General features: G+C 67.7%; 16 protein-coding genes and 1 pseudogene. 4 read left to right on the top strand and 13 right to left on the bottom strand.

Going from position 1 to position 16,409, the window contains the following annotated elements; genetic code table 11:
* Nucleotides 1–148: 148 nt before the first annotated feature.
* The 4 genes from OG574_RS08480 to OG574_RS08495 all read right to left on the bottom strand — a co-directional run bounded on the left by OG574_RS08480 (nt 149) and on the right by OG574_RS08495 (nt 4,323).
* A complete protein-coding gene (locus OG574_RS08480; RefSeq protein ID WP_100592774.1) occupies nt 149–337 on the bottom strand; it encodes a DUF6381 family protein in 189 nt (62 codons plus the stop codon).
* A gap of 859 nt (nt 338–1,196) precedes the next feature.
* On the bottom strand, nt 1,197–2,324 hold the full coding sequence (locus tag OG574_RS08485) for a catalase family protein (RefSeq protein WP_326772625.1): 1,128 nt from the start codon (nt 2,322–2,324) through the stop codon (nt 1,197–1,199).
* 55 nt (nt 2,325–2,379) lie between these two features.
* Nucleotides 2,380–3,732: a Dyp-type peroxidase gene (locus OG574_RS08490; RefSeq protein WP_326772212.1), complete on the bottom strand. Its 1,353-nt coding sequence runs from the start codon at nt 3,730–3,732 to the stop codon at nt 2,380–2,382.
* A gap of 117 nt (nt 3,733–3,849) precedes the next feature.
* Nucleotides 3,850–4,323 (bottom strand): hypothetical protein, encoded by a 474-nt coding sequence (locus OG574_RS08495; RefSeq protein ID WP_326772626.1) that lies wholly within the window; start codon nt 4,321–4,323, stop codon nt 3,850–3,852.
* 856 nt (nt 4,324–5,179) lie between these two features.
* Between OG574_RS08495 and OG574_RS08500 the strand changes: the two genes are divergently transcribed.
* On the top strand, nt 5,180–5,857 hold the full coding sequence (locus tag OG574_RS08500) for a GAP family protein (protein WP_326772627.1): 678 nt from the start codon (nt 5,180–5,182) through the stop codon (nt 5,855–5,857).
* Nucleotides 5,858–6,061: 204 nt separating this feature from the next.
* Here the strand turns inward: OG574_RS08500 and OG574_RS08505 are convergent, their stop codons facing one another.
* The 4 genes from OG574_RS08505 to OG574_RS08520 all read right to left on the bottom strand — a co-directional run bounded on the left by OG574_RS08505 (nt 6,062) and on the right by OG574_RS08520 (nt 9,681).
* Entirely contained in the window at nt 6,062–7,426 is a 1,365-nt protein-coding gene (locus OG574_RS08505; protein ID WP_326772628.1) for a glutamate decarboxylase, read from the bottom strand.
* 257 nt (nt 7,427–7,683) lie between these two features.
* On the bottom strand, nt 7,684–8,178 hold the full coding sequence (locus tag OG574_RS08510) for a DUF3237 domain-containing protein (protein WP_326772629.1): 495 nt from the start codon (nt 8,176–8,178) through the stop codon (nt 7,684–7,686).
* Nucleotides 8,179–8,184: 6 nt separating this feature from the next.
* Nucleotides 8,185–8,673, bottom strand: a complete 489-nt coding sequence (locus OG574_RS08515; protein WP_326772630.1) for an ester cyclase — start codon at nt 8,671–8,673, stop codon at nt 8,185–8,187.
* A 435-nt stretch (nt 8,674–9,108) separates the two neighbouring features.
* Nucleotides 9,109–9,681: a TetR/AcrR family transcriptional regulator gene (locus OG574_RS08520; RefSeq protein WP_326772631.1), complete on the bottom strand. Its 573-nt coding sequence runs from the start codon at nt 9,679–9,681 to the stop codon at nt 9,109–9,111.
* A 107-nt stretch (nt 9,682–9,788) separates the two neighbouring features.
* On the opposite strand from OG574_RS08520, the gene OG574_RS08525 reads away from it, so the two are divergent.
* The gene (locus OG574_RS08525) at nt 9,789–10,811 is read left to right on the top strand and encodes an NAD-dependent epimerase/dehydratase family protein (protein WP_326772632.1); all 1,023 of its coding nucleotides are present in this window, start codon (nt 9,789–9,791) and stop codon (nt 10,809–10,811) included.
* Nucleotides 10,812–11,491: 680 nt separating this feature from the next.
* Here OG574_RS08525 and OG574_RS08530 read toward each other — a convergent pair.
* The gene (locus OG574_RS08530) at nt 11,492–11,947 is read right to left on the bottom strand and encodes a nitroreductase family deazaflavin-dependent oxidoreductase (protein WP_326772633.1); all 456 of its coding nucleotides are present in this window, start codon (nt 11,945–11,947) and stop codon (nt 11,492–11,494) included.
* A 162-nt stretch (nt 11,948–12,109) separates the two neighbouring features.
* On the opposite strand from OG574_RS08530, the gene OG574_RS08535 reads away from it, so the two are divergent.
* Entirely contained in the window at nt 12,110–12,280 is a 171-nt protein-coding gene (locus tag OG574_RS08535; RefSeq protein WP_326772634.1) for a hypothetical protein, read from the top strand.
* A 156-nt stretch (nt 12,281–12,436) separates the two neighbouring features.
* Here OG574_RS08535 and OG574_RS08540 read toward each other — a convergent pair whose 3' ends face one another.
* Both OG574_RS08540 and OG574_RS08545 read right to left on the bottom strand, forming a co-directional pair.
* Nucleotides 12,437–12,898, bottom strand: a complete 462-nt coding sequence (locus tag OG574_RS08540; RefSeq protein ID WP_326772635.1) for a pyridoxamine 5'-phosphate oxidase family protein — start codon at nt 12,896–12,898, stop codon at nt 12,437–12,439.
* 342 nt (nt 12,899–13,240) lie between these two features.
* Nucleotides 13,241–13,680, bottom strand: a pseudogene (locus OG574_RS08545) (IS701 family transposase); the annotation flags it as partial.
* 556 nt (nt 13,681–14,236) lie between these two features.
* On the opposite strand from OG574_RS08545, the gene OG574_RS08550 reads away from it, so the two are divergent.
* Nucleotides 14,237–15,451, top strand: a complete 1,215-nt coding sequence (locus OG574_RS08550) for an RNA-guided endonuclease InsQ/TnpB family protein (protein ID WP_326778406.1) — start codon at nt 14,237–14,239, stop codon at nt 15,449–15,451.
* 321 nt (nt 15,452–15,772) lie between these two features.
* On the opposite strand, the gene OG574_RS08555 is transcribed toward OG574_RS08550, so the two are convergent.
* Together OG574_RS08555 and OG574_RS08560 are read right to left on the bottom strand one after the other, a co-directional pair.
* Complete coding sequence (locus OG574_RS08555) at nt 15,773–16,045, bottom strand: hypothetical protein (RefSeq protein ID WP_116506521.1); 273 nt, start codon at nt 16,043–16,045, stop codon at nt 15,773–15,775.
* 39 nt (nt 16,046–16,084) lie between these two features.
* Nucleotides 16,085–16,351 carry a hypothetical protein gene (locus OG574_RS08560; protein WP_326772636.1) on the bottom strand — a complete coding sequence of 89 codons (267 nt, stop codon included), beginning with the start codon at nt 16,349–16,351 and terminating at the stop codon, nt 16,085–16,087.
* Nucleotides 16,352–16,409: the final 58 nt, after the last annotated feature.

Below are 16,409 nucleotides of genomic sequence, written 5' to 3' on the forward strand. Positions count from 1 at the left end.
TATCGACACCAGCAGCGCCGCCGCCCGGTCCACTGACCGCTCGTCACCATCCCGCGTTCGCTGCGCGCTGCACACGACACCGGCCGGCGTCTCTCCCGCGCAGAATCGATGGCGTGGGCAGACACCGGCCGGTATTTGTGCAGGGCAGTCACATGGGGTCGACGCCCCCGCGGCCCGGCTCGCTCTCCTTCTTGCTCTGCTCCTCGATCCGGCGGGCCTTGTCCTTCAGCCGCTGACGCTCCGCCGGGTCAGAGGCACGCTCCGCGGCCTGCTCGATCTTCTGCACCTGGGCACGCATCTGCTGGGCACGGTCGCCGGATTCGCCTGCAACGCTCATGATCACTCCTGGGATCGGGGGGAGAGCGGATGCCACCAGCGAATCAGCGCCCCCATCACCGCGCACCTCGAACGGTCACCCACCGCTATCCCTGCAGCGGAGGCCATGTGCGCAGGAGGTCACCCGGCCGACGGACAGCACACTTCTCAGCGCAGGGGGCGGCGTGGGTGGCGTCGCAGGCGCATGCCCAAGTCGCGGCGCACCCCGAGCATTACGTGATGGGTGCCGATGCCATCGGAGCGCGCGTGGTAGAGAACATCGACCCCCACGTCTGCTCCATTTACATGGGCGGCTGGGGAACGGACGCGATGGCCTGGGCCACGGAAGCGTAGGCGTAGGCGTAGGCGCTTCTCCCGGAGTCCGAGTTCCCGCGCGAGATGTCGTCGAACCTGTTCCTGGCCGACGGCACGGTCGTCGGGCAGGCGCTGATCCAGTTCGGTGACACCGCTGACGGCTCTACCGCGAACCTGATGGTCTAGCTGCCCACCACGTGCCCGGATGTCGTCCTGGAGCACCATCTCCCGTACTACGCCGTCGAGTTCAGGAACTGGATCACCGCCTCAGCGGCGGCCTGTGTCAGAGAATCACGACCGGCCGTAGGGCCTCAGAGCTCACCAGGTCACACCCCTGTTGCTACCAGAGACCTCCCCCGGTCTGATCACGCGTCCGCCCGCCGGCCGACTCGGAAATCGATCGCGGTTGAAGGGCTGCTGGAAAAGCATCGCCCGGCACGGGTTGCCCGGTTGAGCCGTGGCGGAACGAAGAAGGCGCGCAGTTGCCCGCCGAGGTGCCAACCTGCTCCCGGGTGTTCCCCGTGGTTCCCCGCACTGAACGCTTGCCGTCCCGTCGGTCGGCTTGATCAGGCCGGGCCGAGTACCTCATCGGCGCTGCGGGGCTCCGTGCGCGGCTGCTTGTTGAGCTTGTGGCGCGCGATGGAGGATTGCCGGTAGACCTCCTTGCGGGCCCGCATGATGTTGCCCAGGGGCGCGTGCTCGGCGGTGACCCGCCAGGGCGTGAAGGACAGCGCGTCCATCTTTTCCAGGTTTTCCGGGCTGGAGATGTCCTGCTGCGGCAGTCGCAGTTTGGCCACGGTGACGGGCGGCGAGAGCTGCTCGGGCCACTCCACGGTGGTGTCCTCCACTGGCATGCGCTCCAGATCGGTGCAGAGCTGGACCTGGATGTCGAAGGCGTAGGGCCGCTCCTGCAACTCGGCCACCAGGGCCGGTCGGAAGACCTCCGCCGCCGAGGTCGGGTCGATGTCGCGCCGGACGACCGCGGCGGCGAAGGACGGATCGGGGGTGATGCGCACCTTGGCGATGTAGTCCCCGTGCCGGACCGCGCCCATCGTCCAGTAGCTCGACAGCAGCAGGTTTGCCGGAGGGGTCTTCGACAGACGCAGGAAGGCCAGGAACTCGTCCCACGCCCAGTTGTCCTGGTCCAGCGTTCCCTTTCCGGTCACGAACTCGGTGAAGAAACGATGCACGCCGGGTCGGCCCTGGGAGAAGTAGGCCGGCGCGTTCAGGAACAGTTCCTGGATGAACAGGTAGTGCTCGACCGTGTTGCAGAAGAAGATCGGTCCGTTGATGTTGGCGTAGTCGAAGGTGCCCGCGTCCGGTTCGTCTTCCAGCAGGGTCGGGCCGGGGATGTCGAAGATCTTCAGTGCCAGTCCGGTGGCGGCACCCAGTCGCGCGTCGGCTCCGGCGTGAGGCGAGCCGTTGGAGAAGCGGATGAGCGCATCGTGGGTTCCCGGAGTCGCGTAGATGCCTTGGGCGTACTCGGGGGGAAGCCCGCCCAGGATCTCCACTTCCCCGCGGACCAGCCCGTAGCCCTTGGCATGGGCGTCGCGGAGGGCCCGGCCGGTGCCACCAGCGGTGACCGACTCGGTGATGTAGGCCTCGGTCTTTTCGATCACCGTCTGCACGTTGCGGTCGAAGTGCGGGTCGTCGTCTTCGACGTCCGGCGTGTAGGGGACGAACTGTGCTGCCATGACGTCGACCTCTCCTCGGAGACCGTGATGGGACCTCAGGGGGCAGGAATTGCCCTCAGTCCTCCAGTTCGGCAAGCCAGCGCAAGGCGCGCAGACCCGGCACGAAGCAGTACTCACCGCCCCGGGTGACCACGAAGCTGGGCAGGTTCTTCAGGCGGCGCCGGACCGGCTTCTCCGGGATGGTGACGCTTCCGGTTCCGCCGTGGTGCCCGGCTACCGGGTCCTTCTCGCCGGGATAGCCGATGAAGTTGCCGTCGTTGACCCACTCGGCCTTGATGAACTCGAACTGCCGTTCCAGATGGGCTCCTAGAAAGACCCCGACCAGGCCGCGGTCGGCGCCGTCGTCCTCCAGTACGCCCTCCGGCAGCGGCGGGCCGTAGGTGGTGCCGCGGCGGATGAGGCGGTGCATCCGTGCGTCGCCGATGATGGTGGAATCTCGGGGGTTGGTGCGCCGGATGTGCGCACCGGCAGGGCACCGGAGGCCGCGATCGTCGTTCTCCCGGTACAGGAAGTTGTTGACGCGGTGCGGATCGGCCGCCAGCTCCGGGTCGTCGTGCTCCGGTGTCAGCGTCAGCGGCGCCCCGCTGGGCCAGCGCCCCACCATCTTCGCCGCCAGGAGCGCCTCCTCCTCGGCGCTGGAGGTGTTCGCGCGCAGGTACTGCCGCCAGGCCGCCACGTTGGTGTGGACCTTGCGCACGGCCGCGTAGGTCCCGTTGCGCCCCAGCACATCGGGGCTGGGCATGGGCGGCAGATTGCCCGTTTCGTCGGGGTAACCGAGGATGAACTCGCCGGCCTTGATGGGAACTTCCTGCGGGTTGGAGCCGGGCAGTCCGACGCCCTCGATGTTCGGATGGCTGATGCCGTCGCGGAAGCCGAAGGTGGTGCGCCCGGTCGGGAGCTGGTGGACCTCCTGCTGCCAGATCACCTGGACACCGGGCGTGTCCTCGTAGGCGACACGGGCCCGCTCCAGTTCCTTGTCCAGCTGGGCCGCATCGGAAGACAGGGCGCTCAACGCGATGTGCACATCGCCCGTTCCGAACGGTGCCTCCCAGTGGGCCGCGGCACTCTCACCCACGTCACCGATCAGCTCCGCCCGCGCGGCCATCCCCTCACGAAACGCCCGCGGAAAGCTGTCCAGCGACTCCTGGGGCACCCCCAGGGCCCTCAGGCCCTGGTAGGTGAACGCCACAGCCACCCAGGCATCCCGGCTCGGGTCCACGCTGGGCAGGCCACCCGCGGTCACCGGGAGCAGTCGCCGCAGCAGGGCACGCCCGGCGTGGCGGTCATCGACGCGCAGGAAGATGAACTTCCCCTCGTACGGCACCGGCCGTGGACGCAGTGCCCCGCTTTGGACGTCGTCGATCTCGACGCGCACGCTGGCTGCGCTGCTACTTGCCGCCGTGTTCATGCTCGCTTGTGCCTCCATATCGGCCTCTGCCTGGGCAGCCCTGTGGCGGCCGACCCGCGCCCGCTGACGCGGTCCACAGATGTGGGGTCGGCTCCGAGGGCTGGTTGTGTTCGGGGTCTAGGCCGAGGCTTCCTCCAGCAGCTTCTGGAAGGCCGGCGTGCCCACCAGCGCCGCGTTGGCCGGGTTGTCCAGCATCGCCCGGAATTCGGCGGTGTCCAGCACCGCCTGGAACGCGTCGTCCACGCGCTGGTCCTTGTAGATCTGCTGAACGGTCAGATCGGGATAGGCGCTGACGAAGACACCCGCGGGCTCCTGCTGTGCGACGAACCAGTCCTTCGCCCCTGGGTCGGTGACGCCGGGGAACCCTTCGCAGTGCGAGAAGACCTTGTCGAAGCGGGCCCCGACCACCGTCTGGGCGAAGTCGTCGATGTACGTGTCCCAGGAGCCGTCGAAGACACTGGCGAACATGAACCGGCTGTCGTTGTCGAAGATCACGTGCCGTGCGTCATGCAAGGTGCCGATCTGGCGTACCGCCGCATGGACGTTCTCGTCAGCCGCCGCGTCGGCCATCGCGGCGAGATCCTCACGCAACGCATCAGCATGGCCCCGCTTGATCTTGGTAAAGACGGTGAACTCGCTGCAGACCCCGTCCGACCTGCCCGGGCGCTCAGGGTGAGCTGATTGGGTTGCACCTGTCGTCGCAGTCATCGTGAGATTCTCCTGCCACGGATCGGTCCGAGGGTCGCCAAGCGTCCGAACATGAGGCGCCATCGCCCCCACCCCTTAAGCGTGACTGAACCTGCGCCGCCGTGCATCTCCGGCCCGGGGTGATGTGGTCACCTGGGGGCGGCTTCTTGAGAGGCCCCGGCGCTGCGGGGTCCAGCCGGGTCCAGCCCGATCACTTCACGATTCCTCCCCGCAATGGCCGGCTACGGTCCGTGCCGGATGGACCGTAGGGACGTGCCTCGTCCGTCAGGGTGCCGAGAAAGAAAGCCGCCTCGGGTGACGACTTGCCGTCCAGTTCCGGGAAGGCAGCAATGCGGGTGGCCGGCAGGCCAAGGACAGGGTCCCAGCGTCCTGCGGACCTCCCGAGGACAGATCCGGAAAGGCGCAGGAAGATGGAACTGGGGCGTGCCGAGTACGTCGTTGTCACGTTCTCGGGCAGCGCTTCCGCGTGGCCGTGAAAGACAGCGGCGCAGCCGACCGCGCAACAACCCGCCGCTCCACCCGGGCGCCGCCCACGCTGCACCATGAGCGGGTTTGAGCGACGAGGCGCTCAGCATCTGAAACGGCGACTTCCGGAGAGGCCGCGCCCCAGGGCCCAGGGCCCGTCTGCAAAACCTGGGCACGTCCACGACAGTCCGAAGGCTGCCCGCGCAGGCCATCGGGGCACCCACCAAGCGTTGCTCAACTGGATCGCCGTTCTGATCCCCTTCTGGAGGCAACCATGGGCGCAGTTCTCGGTGACGTGCTGGGTTTTGCGGCCGCCGTCGCGATCAGCCCGCTCCCGATCATCGCCATCATCCTCATACTCGCCACACCTCGGGGACGTCTCAACGGACCCCTCTTCACCGTCGGCTGGATCCTGGGACTCTCGGCACTGGGCGCGGTAATGCTGGCAATCGCTTCTCCCGCAGGGGCCTCCGCCCACAATCACCCGGCCACCTGGGTGGGAGCCCTCAAGCTCGCTCTGGGCGTACTCCTCGTCCTCTTCGGCGCCCGGCAATGGCACCGGCGCCCGAAGGATCCCTCACAGGCCCAGCTGCCGAAGTGGATGGGTGCGATCGACCGCCTCACGCCGGTCAAGGTCTTCGGACTCGGACTGGCCCTGGCCGCGCTCAACGCCAAGAACGCCCCGCTGACCATCGCCGCGGCCGCCTCCATCGGCTCAGCCGGGCTGCCGGTCGGGCAGCAGATCGCATCGCTGGCCATCTTCGTCCTGATCGCCACCCTCGGCCTGCTGGCCCCACTGGGAGTCTTCCTGCTCGGGGGAGAGCGAGCGAAGACCACACTCGGCAACTGGAAAGACTGGGCAGCTCAGCACAACGTCGCCGTGATGGCGGTCCTGTTCCTCGTCCTCGGGCTGAAACTGCTCGGAGACGGCATCGGCATCCTCACCCACTGACGGGTTTGCCCACGCGTTGTGCGCTGCGACGGTGGTCAGTCACGAACGCGTGGGCGCCGCTGTGCTCCTCGACTGACCGTGGCTGACGCTGACCGTTCGATCTGGCACGTATCCGGCACGCGCAGCAGATCTACCCGAGGCGGCGTTCACGGTGGAGACGCCCTCAGAGCCGGCAGGTGTGCGCAACCGGGGAGCAGAGGTGCGTCAGTAGCCCGTGCCGCGCTTGACCTGGGCCCGCTCGATCTCATGGGTCGCACCCTTGTCGTCCAACGTGCGACACGCGTCGTCAATGTCCTGGCTCAGGCGATCGATCTGCTCGCGGCTCAGGGTCTCCTTGACCAGGGCACGCATGATCTTCACCCCCTCCGCGTTGGGCGGGAGCGTGTACGCCGGCACCATCCAGCCGCGCTCGGCCGCGAGTTGCCAGGCGACGTCGGACTCGTCGTAGGCGTGCTTGCCGGCGAGACGGAAAGCCACCAGCGGCAGCTGCTCGAGGTCGCTCCCGATCACTTCGAAGCGGCCGCTGCTCCGCAGGTTGTCCGCCAGCGCGTGGGCGTTCTCCTGCAACATCTTCATGACGTAGGTGTAGCCCTGGCGACCGAGCCGGACGAAGTTGTAGTACTGCGCGAGCATCATCGACGCGCCGGTGGAGAAGTTCAGGGTGAACGTCGCGTCGGTCTTGCCCAAGTAGTTCTCGAGGAACACGAGATCCTTGGGCAGGTCGGACTCCTCGCGGAAGACCAGCCAGCCGATGCCGGGGTAGACCAGGCCGTACTTGTGTCCCGAGACGTTGATCGAACGGACCTGCTCGAGCCGGAAGTCCCACTTCGAGTCCGGGTAGAGGAAGGGCCACACGAATGCGCCACTGGCTCCGTCGACGTGGATCGGGATGTCGAGGTCCCGCTCCTTGCGGACGTCCCGCAGGAGCTTGTCGATCCCGACGACGTCGTCCTTGTGGCCGGTGAACGTGGTGCCGAGGACGGCCACGACGCCGATCGTGTTCTCGTCGAGGAGAGGCTCCACGTCCTCCGGGCCGATCGTGTACTTGCCCTCGGCAAGCGGCACGATCCGCGGCTCGACGTCGAAGTAGCGGCAGAACTTCTCCCACACGACGTGGACGTCCCCGCCGAAGATCAAGTTGGGTCGGTCTACCGACAGATTGGCCGCCTGGCGGCGCTTCCGCCACTTCCACTTCAGCGACAGCGCCCCGAGCATGATCGCCTCGGACGAGCCCTGGGTCCGACATCCGGTGGTCCTGCCCGGCGCGTTGAAGAGGTCGGCGAGCATGCGCACGCAACGCTGCTCGATCTCGGCGGAAATCGGGTACTCCGCATGGTCGATGAAATTGCGGTGGAGATTCTCGGCGATGATCCGCTGCGCCTCCGGCTCCATCCACGTGGTGACAAACGTGGCGAGATTACGCTGCGGGTCACCCTCCATGGCGAGGTCCACATCCAGCAGCCTCATTGCGTCCGTCGCAGCCATGCCTTCCTCGGGGAAGGTCTCCGAGGGAGCGGGCACGGTCAGGAATCGGTTGCCGAACAGGGCTGCTTCATCACCCTTAGTCATATGACGATTCAAACAGCGCTGGTGCAGCCCCGGCGGGGGACACGCCGAGACAAAGAGCGAGGCTCCGAACTGGCTGCGGCCCCGCGCGCATGGAACAGCCCTTTCTTCGGGGAAAAGCGCCGACCAGCCTCCCAAAGGTCGTCGGCTCGTCTGACCCCACACCGACCCACCCAACTCCCCTCCCGTCTGCCGGAAGAACACGTCCTGGCGTGGGTCGGTGATTCAATCGTCGCTTCTCCTGCTGTCGCAGAAGCCGTTCACACAACTTGTGAGATCTTGTACGCGATTCCGCCTTCGATCAGATACCCCGAGCCCACGCAGACGACGTCGTTCAGCCATGCGTATCGCTTCGCCCCCGTTTCGAAGAGGGGGTTTGTCCGGAAGTAATAGCGGGCGGGGTCGACTCGGTGCCTCGTGGCGGGATCGGCCATGTCGGCCCGCAGTTCGGGTGGGGTTACCCAGCGGCCGCCGTAGGTCATGTGCAGCAGGTCGCCGTCGTACGTCCGCAATGTCAGCCGGACGTCGAGCGTCATCACCCCGTCGGGGCGGAACAGCGTCCAGTCCCCACCCCCGGGGAGCACCTCTCCGCGTAGCCTCGGCCCCTCGAACGTCCCTCCGGCGGAGCCGAAGAGGACCCGTCGGCCCAACGGGCCGGGGCCGATGTCCAGCCGCGGGTCCAAGTCCACGGCCATGTCGAAGAGATGCGTCGTCTTGATCTCGTCGATGTCTTTCAGCCGAGCGTCTGCAGCCATGTCCCCTCACCTTTGAATTGGTTCGATCCCAGGAGTGGAGGGCGCGAACGCGGCTGTTCCGAACAGCTTTCGCCTGACCGCGTCCGTCGAGACGCCTGACTGTGCACAGAGCTCCGACAGATCGAAGAAGAATCGCTCGCCTGCGATCAGGCCGTCCTTGAAGGCGAACTGAATGAACACCGGCAACTCGGCTCGTCTGCCGTTGGGGTGCACGCCGAACCGGTCACCCGTCATCGTCATCTTCACCGTCCCCCAGCAGACCAGTGCGTCGCCGTCGGCAGCGTGGCCTTCGAGAGCGACCTGGTAGTCAGGGAAGGAGGCGAAGAACCCGGTCAGCGCCTTTTCGTTCGCGGCCCGGCCTTGAGCCCTCGTCCCGAAAGCCGGGGCGTCCAGGACCATGTCCCGGTGGAAGAGCTCCATGGCTGCGGGCACGTCCTGCCGGCTCTTTGCGGTGGCCAACGCCTGCGCCAGCTCAGACATTCGACGGCTGTCCAAGTCGCACACACCTCCTGATTGTCCGTCCCAGGAAATAAACGTACGATCGGTCGTACGTTATTGGCAAGAGAAATCCGGCAGGAAGGGGCGATGAGCGAAGTGGAACAGCGGGACGTTGTCCGTTCGGCCGACGGCGCTGACGTGGTGACGCCGGATCCGCACATGCCAGTTCCGCCCCCAGGGCCGGGACGGCCTGCGGCAGCACCAGCCTTCCGGCGCGGCCCGCAGCCTCGTAAGGACCAGGTGAGTACTCACCTTGGACAGCCGGGCCGCAGCGGTCCGCGCCCTGGCCGCACAACCCACCCATGACGCGGGCCATCTCGCCCCAACACCTGGACGTAATCGCGGAGTTCAGGTCCACAGGTCGAGCCGACAGGGCGCCCGCGATACGGCTGATCACGGCCCTTGCACGTGCGGCCTTTGCGACCGGCCGGGTCAGGAGTCGGCGGGCCGGGTTCTCAGTCCGTCGAGGATGAGGTCCAGGATGCGGGCAGCGCGGACCTCGCAGTCCTCGCCGGGCGGGATACGCCACAGGACGCTGAGCTGGAGGAGCACGTCCTGCGGGTCGGTGCCCGGTTTGAGGTCGCCGGACGCGCTGCCGGCGTCGAGCAGGACGGCGATGGCTCCGAGGAAGGGTTCATAGTTCTTGTCGTCGAGGCCCCCGTTGGTCGCCGCGTGAATGACCTCGGAGACGCCGTACTTGAGCCTCCCGTATCGGGAGACTTCCTCGAACCAGCGGCGCAGGGCATCGAGAGGGGGCAGATCGGCCGCGAGGGCGTGGGCGAGGTCGATGACCTTCTGGATCTCGTGGTGGTAGAGCTCCACGATCAATGCCTCGCGGGTGGGGAAGTGCCGGTACAACGTCCCCACCCCGACCCCGGCCTGCTTGGCGATGCCCGTCATGGAGGCCCCCGAGGACGCGGCGAAGGCTTCACCGGCGACCTCGAGGATGCGGGCCCGGTTGGTCAGCGCGTCGGAGCGGGGGGCGCGGGCAGAAGGTGGGGTCATGGCTGGTCCGATCGGTCCGGTTGCAAAGCGGAAGGGCTTCCGTTACGTTCGGAAAGCAATACGGAAGGGCTTCCGTTTAATCCTGTCACACTCCATGGAGGACAGCCATGCCGGAAACGGTTCTGGTCACCGGAGGCAGCGGCTATGTCGCCGGCTGGTGCATCGTCGAGCTGCTGCACCGCGGCTACCGCGTGCGCACCACCGTGCGCAGCCATGGCAAGGAGCAGGCGGTGAGCGAAGCCGTCGCCACCCAGGCGGACACGGCCGGCCGGCTGGAGTTCGCGATCGCCGACCTCACGGCGGACGAGGGCTGGGACGCCGCGGTCAAAGGTGTCGACCACGTCCTGCACGTCGCTTCCCCCCTGGGCGGCGCCGTCACCGACAACTCGGACGCCATGATCGCCCCCGCGCGCGACGGGGCCCTGCGCGTACTGCGCGCCGCCACCGAGGCCGGGGCGCGGCGCGTAGTGATGACGTCCGCGGCGAACACCGCCAGCCCCTCCTCCTACAGCGAAGAGGGCGTCACCGACGAGGCCCTGTGGACCGACCCCGACGACCCGACACTGATCCCCTATCGCCGCTCCAAGACGCTCGCCGAACGCGCCGCCTGGGACTTCATGGCCACCTACGACGGCCCCACCGAACTCACCACGGTCCTGCCCGGTGCCGTCTTCGGGCCGATCCTGGCCACCAGCACCATCGGCTCGGTCGGCATCGTCCAGCGCATGCTCGCCGGCGCCATGCGGGGTGTGCCGCGCATCGGCCTGGAGATCGTTGACGTCCGCGACCTCGCCGACATCCACATCCGCGCCATGACCTCGCCCCAGGCCGCGGGCGAACGCTTCCTCGCCACCGGAGAGTTCACCTGGATGCTGGACATGGCCCACGCCCTGCGGGAGGAACTGGGCGAGGGCGGCCACCGGGTCTCCACCCGCCGGATCCCCGACCTCGCCGTCCGCCTCACGGCCCGTTTCCGCGACCCGTCACTGCGTGACATCACCCCGGCCCTGGGACGCCGCAACCGCCACAGCACCGCCAAGGCGCACCGCATCCTGGAATGGCAGCCGCGCCCGGCCCGCGAGACCGTCATCGACTGCGGCCGCAGCCTCCTGGCCCACGGCGCCGTGTAACGGATACGGATACGGCGGCTCGCCGAACCACGCTCACCGGCGGCAGCAGTGTCCGGCCCGGGATCTCACAAACGACCAGTTGCGAGAGTTCCGTTCCGTCCGTGCCGTCGGCAACGGCCGGTTCACCGACATGTTTCGTCCGTCCCGGAGCCGGCGGCACGGCACGGCGGTCCAGTGTCCCCGCCACCTTCCTGAAGGAGATTCCGCTCCCGTGGCACCACCCCGCACGCAACCGCGACCAGCCGCAAACAGATGGGGGCTCCCGCCCCGCAAATGCGGCCGCCCCGCCGGGCCGGCCCGCGTCATGACGAACGTACGGGTCCTGCTGTAGACCGACGCACTCGTGACGGAGAGCGGCGAGGCCACCGGTCTGGAACCGCAGCGCGTCGCCGACGCGGCGATCGCCCACTACTCGGCACGTCTACGGCGCACCGGCACAAGTCGCCAAAGGCATTCGAGGATTCCCCCAGAAGCGGCCCGAAGCATCCTGAACGCCCCACCCGAGCGGCCCCGTGGCCATACCCACGGGGCCGCTGACGCGCCGACCCGAGACTCACTTTGGCTGGACCCCGACATGGGTTCGGCGGCCATCCGTGATCACGGTGCGTGCGACCGCCGAATCGCCAGGACAGTCGTCGCGGCTGCAAGACGAACAGCGGGCCCAAAGCGGGCGTCCGGGCTCAGCCCTCGGGGGCGGTGGCCGGTTCGATGACGACGATCGGGATCTCGCGGTCCGTCTTCGCCTGGTACTCGTCGTACGCGGGCCAGTGCTTGACCATCAGCGGCCAGTAAGCGGCCCGCTCCTCGGCGGTCGCGGTACGGGCCGTGCCCTGCAGGATGGTGGGCCCGACCTGGATCCGCACCTCGGGGTGCTCCCGCAGGTTGCGGTACCAGAGCGGGTGCGCGGGGTCACCGCCCTTGGACGCGACGATCAGGTAGGCGCCGTCCGCCTCACCGTAGATGAGCGGCGTACGCACCGGATCACCCGACTTGCGACCGATGGTGGTCAGCAGCAAGGTCTGAGTGCCGTTCCAGTACTGGCCCTCGGCCCCGTTGGCCACGTACTGCTTGACGTGGTCCAGCTGCCAGGTGCCCGGCTTGGGGTCGGTCGGGTGGTCCCAGTCGATAGTGGTCACGGGGAAACTCCCTGCCTTCAATGGTGAACGGTCATCGAACATCGACAACGAGCAGCAACACCCTGGGGCACGGTATTTATGTCCGAACGGTGGGCGCGCAGGGGGCCTGTTGCCTCGGCCTGGGGCGCCGGGAGCAGGGGATGGGCGGCTTTGGGGCGCACCTTGGCCGGCCGGACGGGGCAGGAGGACCAGCTCGGCGCGCTCGGGCTCGTGCTGAATACCGCCGTGCTGTGGACGACCCCTTACCTGGACGCCGAAGTCGAGGAGTTGCGGGCGCTGCCGGCCGAGGAGCGCGAGCACGGCGTCCTGGACGAGGACGAGCACTGCAGGTAGATGCGGCTGGTGTGTGCGGGCCCCGGGGAATCGTGCCGGCGAGACCGAGTCTCGCATGACGCCGGGTTGGCGCCGGGGGCGCCCACGAACCCGGACATTCCGAGGCTCGTTGGCAGCGCGAATCCAGCGTGGATGCGCGTCGGCGAGGGACGGCCGTTATTCCAGCCACATTCCGTCGCGCATGATGACTCTCCCGCGTAGTTCCGGCTCGCCGCGCCAAGCGCGCACAGTCCTCGGGACCACTCGTACATACAGAAAGGAACCCTCTTCCACGCGTGGATCCCAGCCGAACTTGTCGGCGAATGCCTCCGCTGCGCCTCCGGGCACCTCCTGGTCCGGGAAGCACTCCGCCTCACCCTGGAGGAGCACCACATCGAAGGTGTCCGGTAGCGCCAGGCGCACGCGCGGCTCCTTGCGGACGTTCCGCGCAGTCACGGAAGTGGCGCTGGTGCACATCCACACTGCTCGCCCCTCCCACAAGAACCACAGCGGCACCTGGTGCGGCCCGTGATCAGGGTGAGCCGTCGACACCCATACATCCCGCTCGGTAACGAGCCGCTCCAGAGCGTCGCGCATACGCTCCGCCGTCTGCCGGCGAACGATTCCCGTGGTCTCCATGCGGACCGACCCTAGCCAAGCAGGCGCGAAGCGCGCCTGAGGCGCAGGACCTACTCCCAGCGACCGATGAACCCCACGGCCTTTGGCTCGGGGTGACCAACTTCGGTGCTCAGAGTGGCCAGCGGAAATGCTCAGTCACACTTGTCTCCGGTAATGGCTGGCTCGTGATCGCGCCTGGTGGCTGCGTAGCCAGACGGACCAGCTGAGCCGGTGGGCCGGTGGGCCGGTGGGCCGGTGGGCCGGTGGGCCGGTGGGCCGGTGGGCGGGTGGGCCGGTGGGCCGGTGGGCCGGTGGGCCGGTGGGCGGGTGGGCCGGTGGGCGGGTGGGCCGGTGGGCCGGACCGTGAACGGGCCGGACAACAACACTGATGAACAGGCGCTGGATCTCGTTGCGGTCAGCGGGATCAGGTCGCCCGGCGTGGGGCGGTGTGCGTGTTCGTCGGCACGGACGACGGCGAGGAAGGCATGAGCCAGCATCGCGAGAGTTACCCAGCGGGCCCAGGAAAGGTAGCGGCGGACCTGGTGCTCATCCAGTCCGGCCAGCCCCTTCTCGCTTGGGAAGGTCTCCTCCACTCGCCATCTGGAACCTGCGACCTTGATCAGGGTGGCCAGGGATGCCGACGTGGTGGAGTGACGGCGATAATAGGCGAGTTCATCGGTAGTGTGGTTGCGACTGACCAGGAGCTGGTGGTGACCCAGTGCCACCTCGACGAGGTCGATGACGGCCCAGTCGTAGAACCGCTGTCCCTTCGCGCCGCGTCCGGCCGAAAGCTTCTGCCAGGCCGGCGAGTGAGCCTACGGCGGCACCGAACAATGCGGTGAGTCCAGCATCCATGGCCCCATTCGGCCTACGCGAGCCCTGAGTTGGGCCTCCTGGGCCGCCATTGGGCGATCGATACCGAAAGCTTTCCGCACGCCTCTCGCTCGGCATGACCGACGTCAGGCGCATGCCGGTTTGACATCCACGAGTGACATCAACGGCGCCGGACGGCAGCACACTTGTAGGTTGCTGTGTGGACCGAGCCACCGCTGGCAGCTACGGCCGGGGCGTACGTCGATCGAACTCCCGAAGCGAGTGTCGACCGCTCACCCGTGCTGGGAGAGCGCCGGACCAGTCGAGATCTCTAGCCACGCGCCTACCGTGCGGGACGAACCAGCCCTCAACGAGAAGGATGACCGCCATCTCTTGTCTTGCGTGGGTATCCCCGGCTTCAGCCGGGGTGGGAAACGCATCTCGGGGCTGCTGTGACGGGTCATGTGTGCATGGGTGTTCTGTCTGCGGAGGGGTTGTCAGTGGCCTCGGTTATGTTGCTGTCAAGAGCCGAAGGGGGTGGGCCGGGTGATTCGTGCGTACAAGTTCGTCATGCGGCCCACGGTGCGGCAGGCTCAGGCGCTCGGCGAGATGCTGCGTGATCACTGCTCGCTTTACAACGGTGCGTTGCAGGAGCGTCGTGACGCTTACCGGCACGCCTCGAAGACGAGCATCAAGTACGGGCAGCAGTCCGCACAGCTCAAGGACATCCGGGCGTTCGACCCGGAGCGGCAGGGCCGTTGGTCGTTCTCCAGTCAGCAGGCCACGCTCCGGCGGTTGGACAAGGCGTTCGCGGCGTTCTTTCGCCGGGTCAAGTCCGGTGAGAAGCCCGGCTATCCGCGCTTTCGTGGGGTGAACTGGTTCGACACGGTGGAGTTCCCGAAGGACGGGGACGGCTGCCGGTGGGACTCCACGCCGCACGACCCGGTGACTCGCGTCCGCCTTCAAGGTGTCGGGCACGTCAAGGTGCACCAGCACCGGGCGGTGGCCGGCAGGGTCAAGACCGTCAGTGTCAAACGTGAGGGCCGGAAGTGGTTCGTCGTGCTGAGTGCCGAACAGGTCCAGCCCGAACCGCTGCCCGCGACGGGTCTGGTCGTCGGCATCGACCTGGGTATAGCCAACTTCCTCGCCGATTCCAACGGCGGATTCGTCCCCAACCCGCGCCACGGGGCGAAGAGCGCCGCGAAGCTCGAAGCCGCACAGCAGGCCCTGTCGAGGTTTTTGCGTGTGCGCCGCGACAAGCGGACAGCCAACCACCGGCGTGCGGTCGAGAAGGTCGCGAAGCTGCACCGCAAGATCCGCCGGCAGCGCCTCGACCACGCACACAAAACCGCCCTTGACCTCGTACGCCAACACGATGTCATCGCGCACGAAGACCTCAAGATCCGCAACATGGTCCGGCGCGCCGCGCCGAAGCCCGACCCTGACAAGTCGGGAGCCTTCCTGCCCATCGGGGCCAGTGCGAAAACGGGACTCAACCGCTCGATTGCCGATGCCGGATGGGGGGTGTTCCTGACGATCCTGGCCGCCAAGGCTGAAAGCGCCGGACGGGAAGTGATCGCCGTGGGCCCCCGCAACACCTCCCGCCAGTGCCCCGAATGCGGGCATACCGGCGCGGAGAACCGGCCCACACAGGAGAAGTTCCACTGCGTCTCGTGCGGCCACACAGCGCACGCTGACACGGTGGGCGCCACCAACGTTCTACGGGCCGGGCTGGTCCGTCGCGAAGCCGCGCCGGCGTAGCGAGAAGTCCCCCATTCATGAGGGGGAGGAGTCACGAATAGGACGGTTCCGCATGGTCGTCGGTCACGTGGTCGTGGTCCTTATGGCGGCGGTTCGTCGCAACGGCCCCGGCGCATTCACTCCGCCAGGGCCGCCCTTCCGGATCGTCGCACGTGAGAGTGCTCGATCCACTTTCAATTGTACGACTGCGGGCCGGATGGGCCGGGGCCGCGAGCGAGCCGACCCCGCCCCCTCTCGTTCTTGTGTGCAAGTGGGGCCGTGCAGGCCAGGCCGTAAGTGCCGGGCTGAGCGGTGGACGGGGCGGCCCTCAGGCACCCCGGCTCAGCCGCGCTCCTCTTCTTCGGCCTCCATGCGTCGGATTCCCTGGTGGGTGAGGGAGACCATCGCGGGTGTGTTGCCCGGTTCCCAGTCGACGGTGATCAGGCCCTCGCCGGCCAGGTAGGTGCAGGCGGCGGCCAGGTCCTCCTCCGGGATGCGCAGGTCGTTCCGCAGCGTCCGCCCCGGGACCCCGAGGAGACGGTTGCCTTCGGTGGCTTCGTAGAGGGCGGTCAGGACCCGATCGCGGTAAACCTGCCGCTCGCGGAGGGTCGCCATGACCGAGTCCTTTCGTTCATGTGAAGGTTCCGATGCTTCTCAGACTTCGTCGCCGTAGGCGCCGGTGCGCGTGGACGGTCTGCTGGTGGTGAGCCAGGCGAGGGCCGGTGCTGCGGCGGCTTCGGTGTCGACGGTGAGGTGGAGCCGGGTACCGCCGTCGGGAACGGGATAGCTGCGCTGTTCCGTACCGGCGAAGGCATGGCGGAGCAATTCGGCGACCGTACGGGCGGCTTCGGGGGTGGCGGCAACGATGCGGATCTCGGCGTGTCCGGCCGAGGGCAGGGCCGCGGTGTCGGTGGGATACAAGGTGCCTGCTCCCTTCAGGGGCGAGCGAGGAGCCGGTGTGAGGGTTGTCCAGGGTTCC

Origin of the sequence: Streptomyces sp. NBC_01445, assembly GCF_035918235.1 — a bacterium.
Taxonomy (GTDB): Bacteria; Actinomycetota; Actinomycetes; order Streptomycetales; family Streptomycetaceae; genus Streptomyces.

What these genes read in the sequence shown, in the direction of transcription:
- OG574_RS08480 (WP_100592774.1), bottom strand. Translation starts at nt 337, where the DNA reads ATGAGCGTTGCAGGCGAATCCGGCGACCGTGCCCAGCAGATGCGTGCC.
- OG574_RS08485 (WP_326772625.1), bottom strand. Translation starts at nt 2,324, where the DNA reads ATGGCAGCACAGTTCGTCCCCTACACGCCGGACGTCGAAGACGACGAC.
- OG574_RS08490 (WP_326772212.1), bottom strand. Translation starts at nt 3,732, where the DNA reads ATGAACACGGCGGCAAGTAGCAGCGCAGCCAGCGTGCGCGTCGAGATC.
- OG574_RS08500 (WP_326772627.1), top strand. Translation starts at nt 5,180, where the DNA reads ATGGGCGCAGTTCTCGGTGACGTGCTGGGTTTTGCGGCCGCCGTCGCG.
- OG574_RS08505 (WP_326772628.1), bottom strand. Translation starts at nt 7,426, where the DNA reads ATGACTAAGGGTGATGAAGCAGCCCTGTTCGGCAACCGATTCCTGACC.
- OG574_RS08510 (WP_326772629.1), bottom strand. Translation starts at nt 8,178, where the DNA reads ATGGCTGCAGACGCTCGGCTGAAAGACATCGACGAGATCAAGACGACG.
- OG574_RS08520 (WP_326772631.1), bottom strand. Translation starts at nt 9,681, where the DNA reads ATGACCCCACCTTCTGCCCGCGCCCCCCGCTCCGACGCGCTGACCAAC.
- OG574_RS08525 (WP_326772632.1), top strand. Translation starts at nt 9,789, where the DNA reads ATGCCGGAAACGGTTCTGGTCACCGGAGGCAGCGGCTATGTCGCCGGC.
- OG574_RS08540 (WP_326772635.1), bottom strand. Translation starts at nt 12,898, where the DNA reads ATGGAGACCACGGGAATCGTTCGCCGGCAGACGGCGGAGCGTATGCGC.
- OG574_RS08555 (WP_116506521.1), bottom strand. Translation starts at nt 16,045, where the DNA reads ATGGCGACCCTCCGCGAGCGGCAGGTTTACCGCGATCGGGTCCTGACC.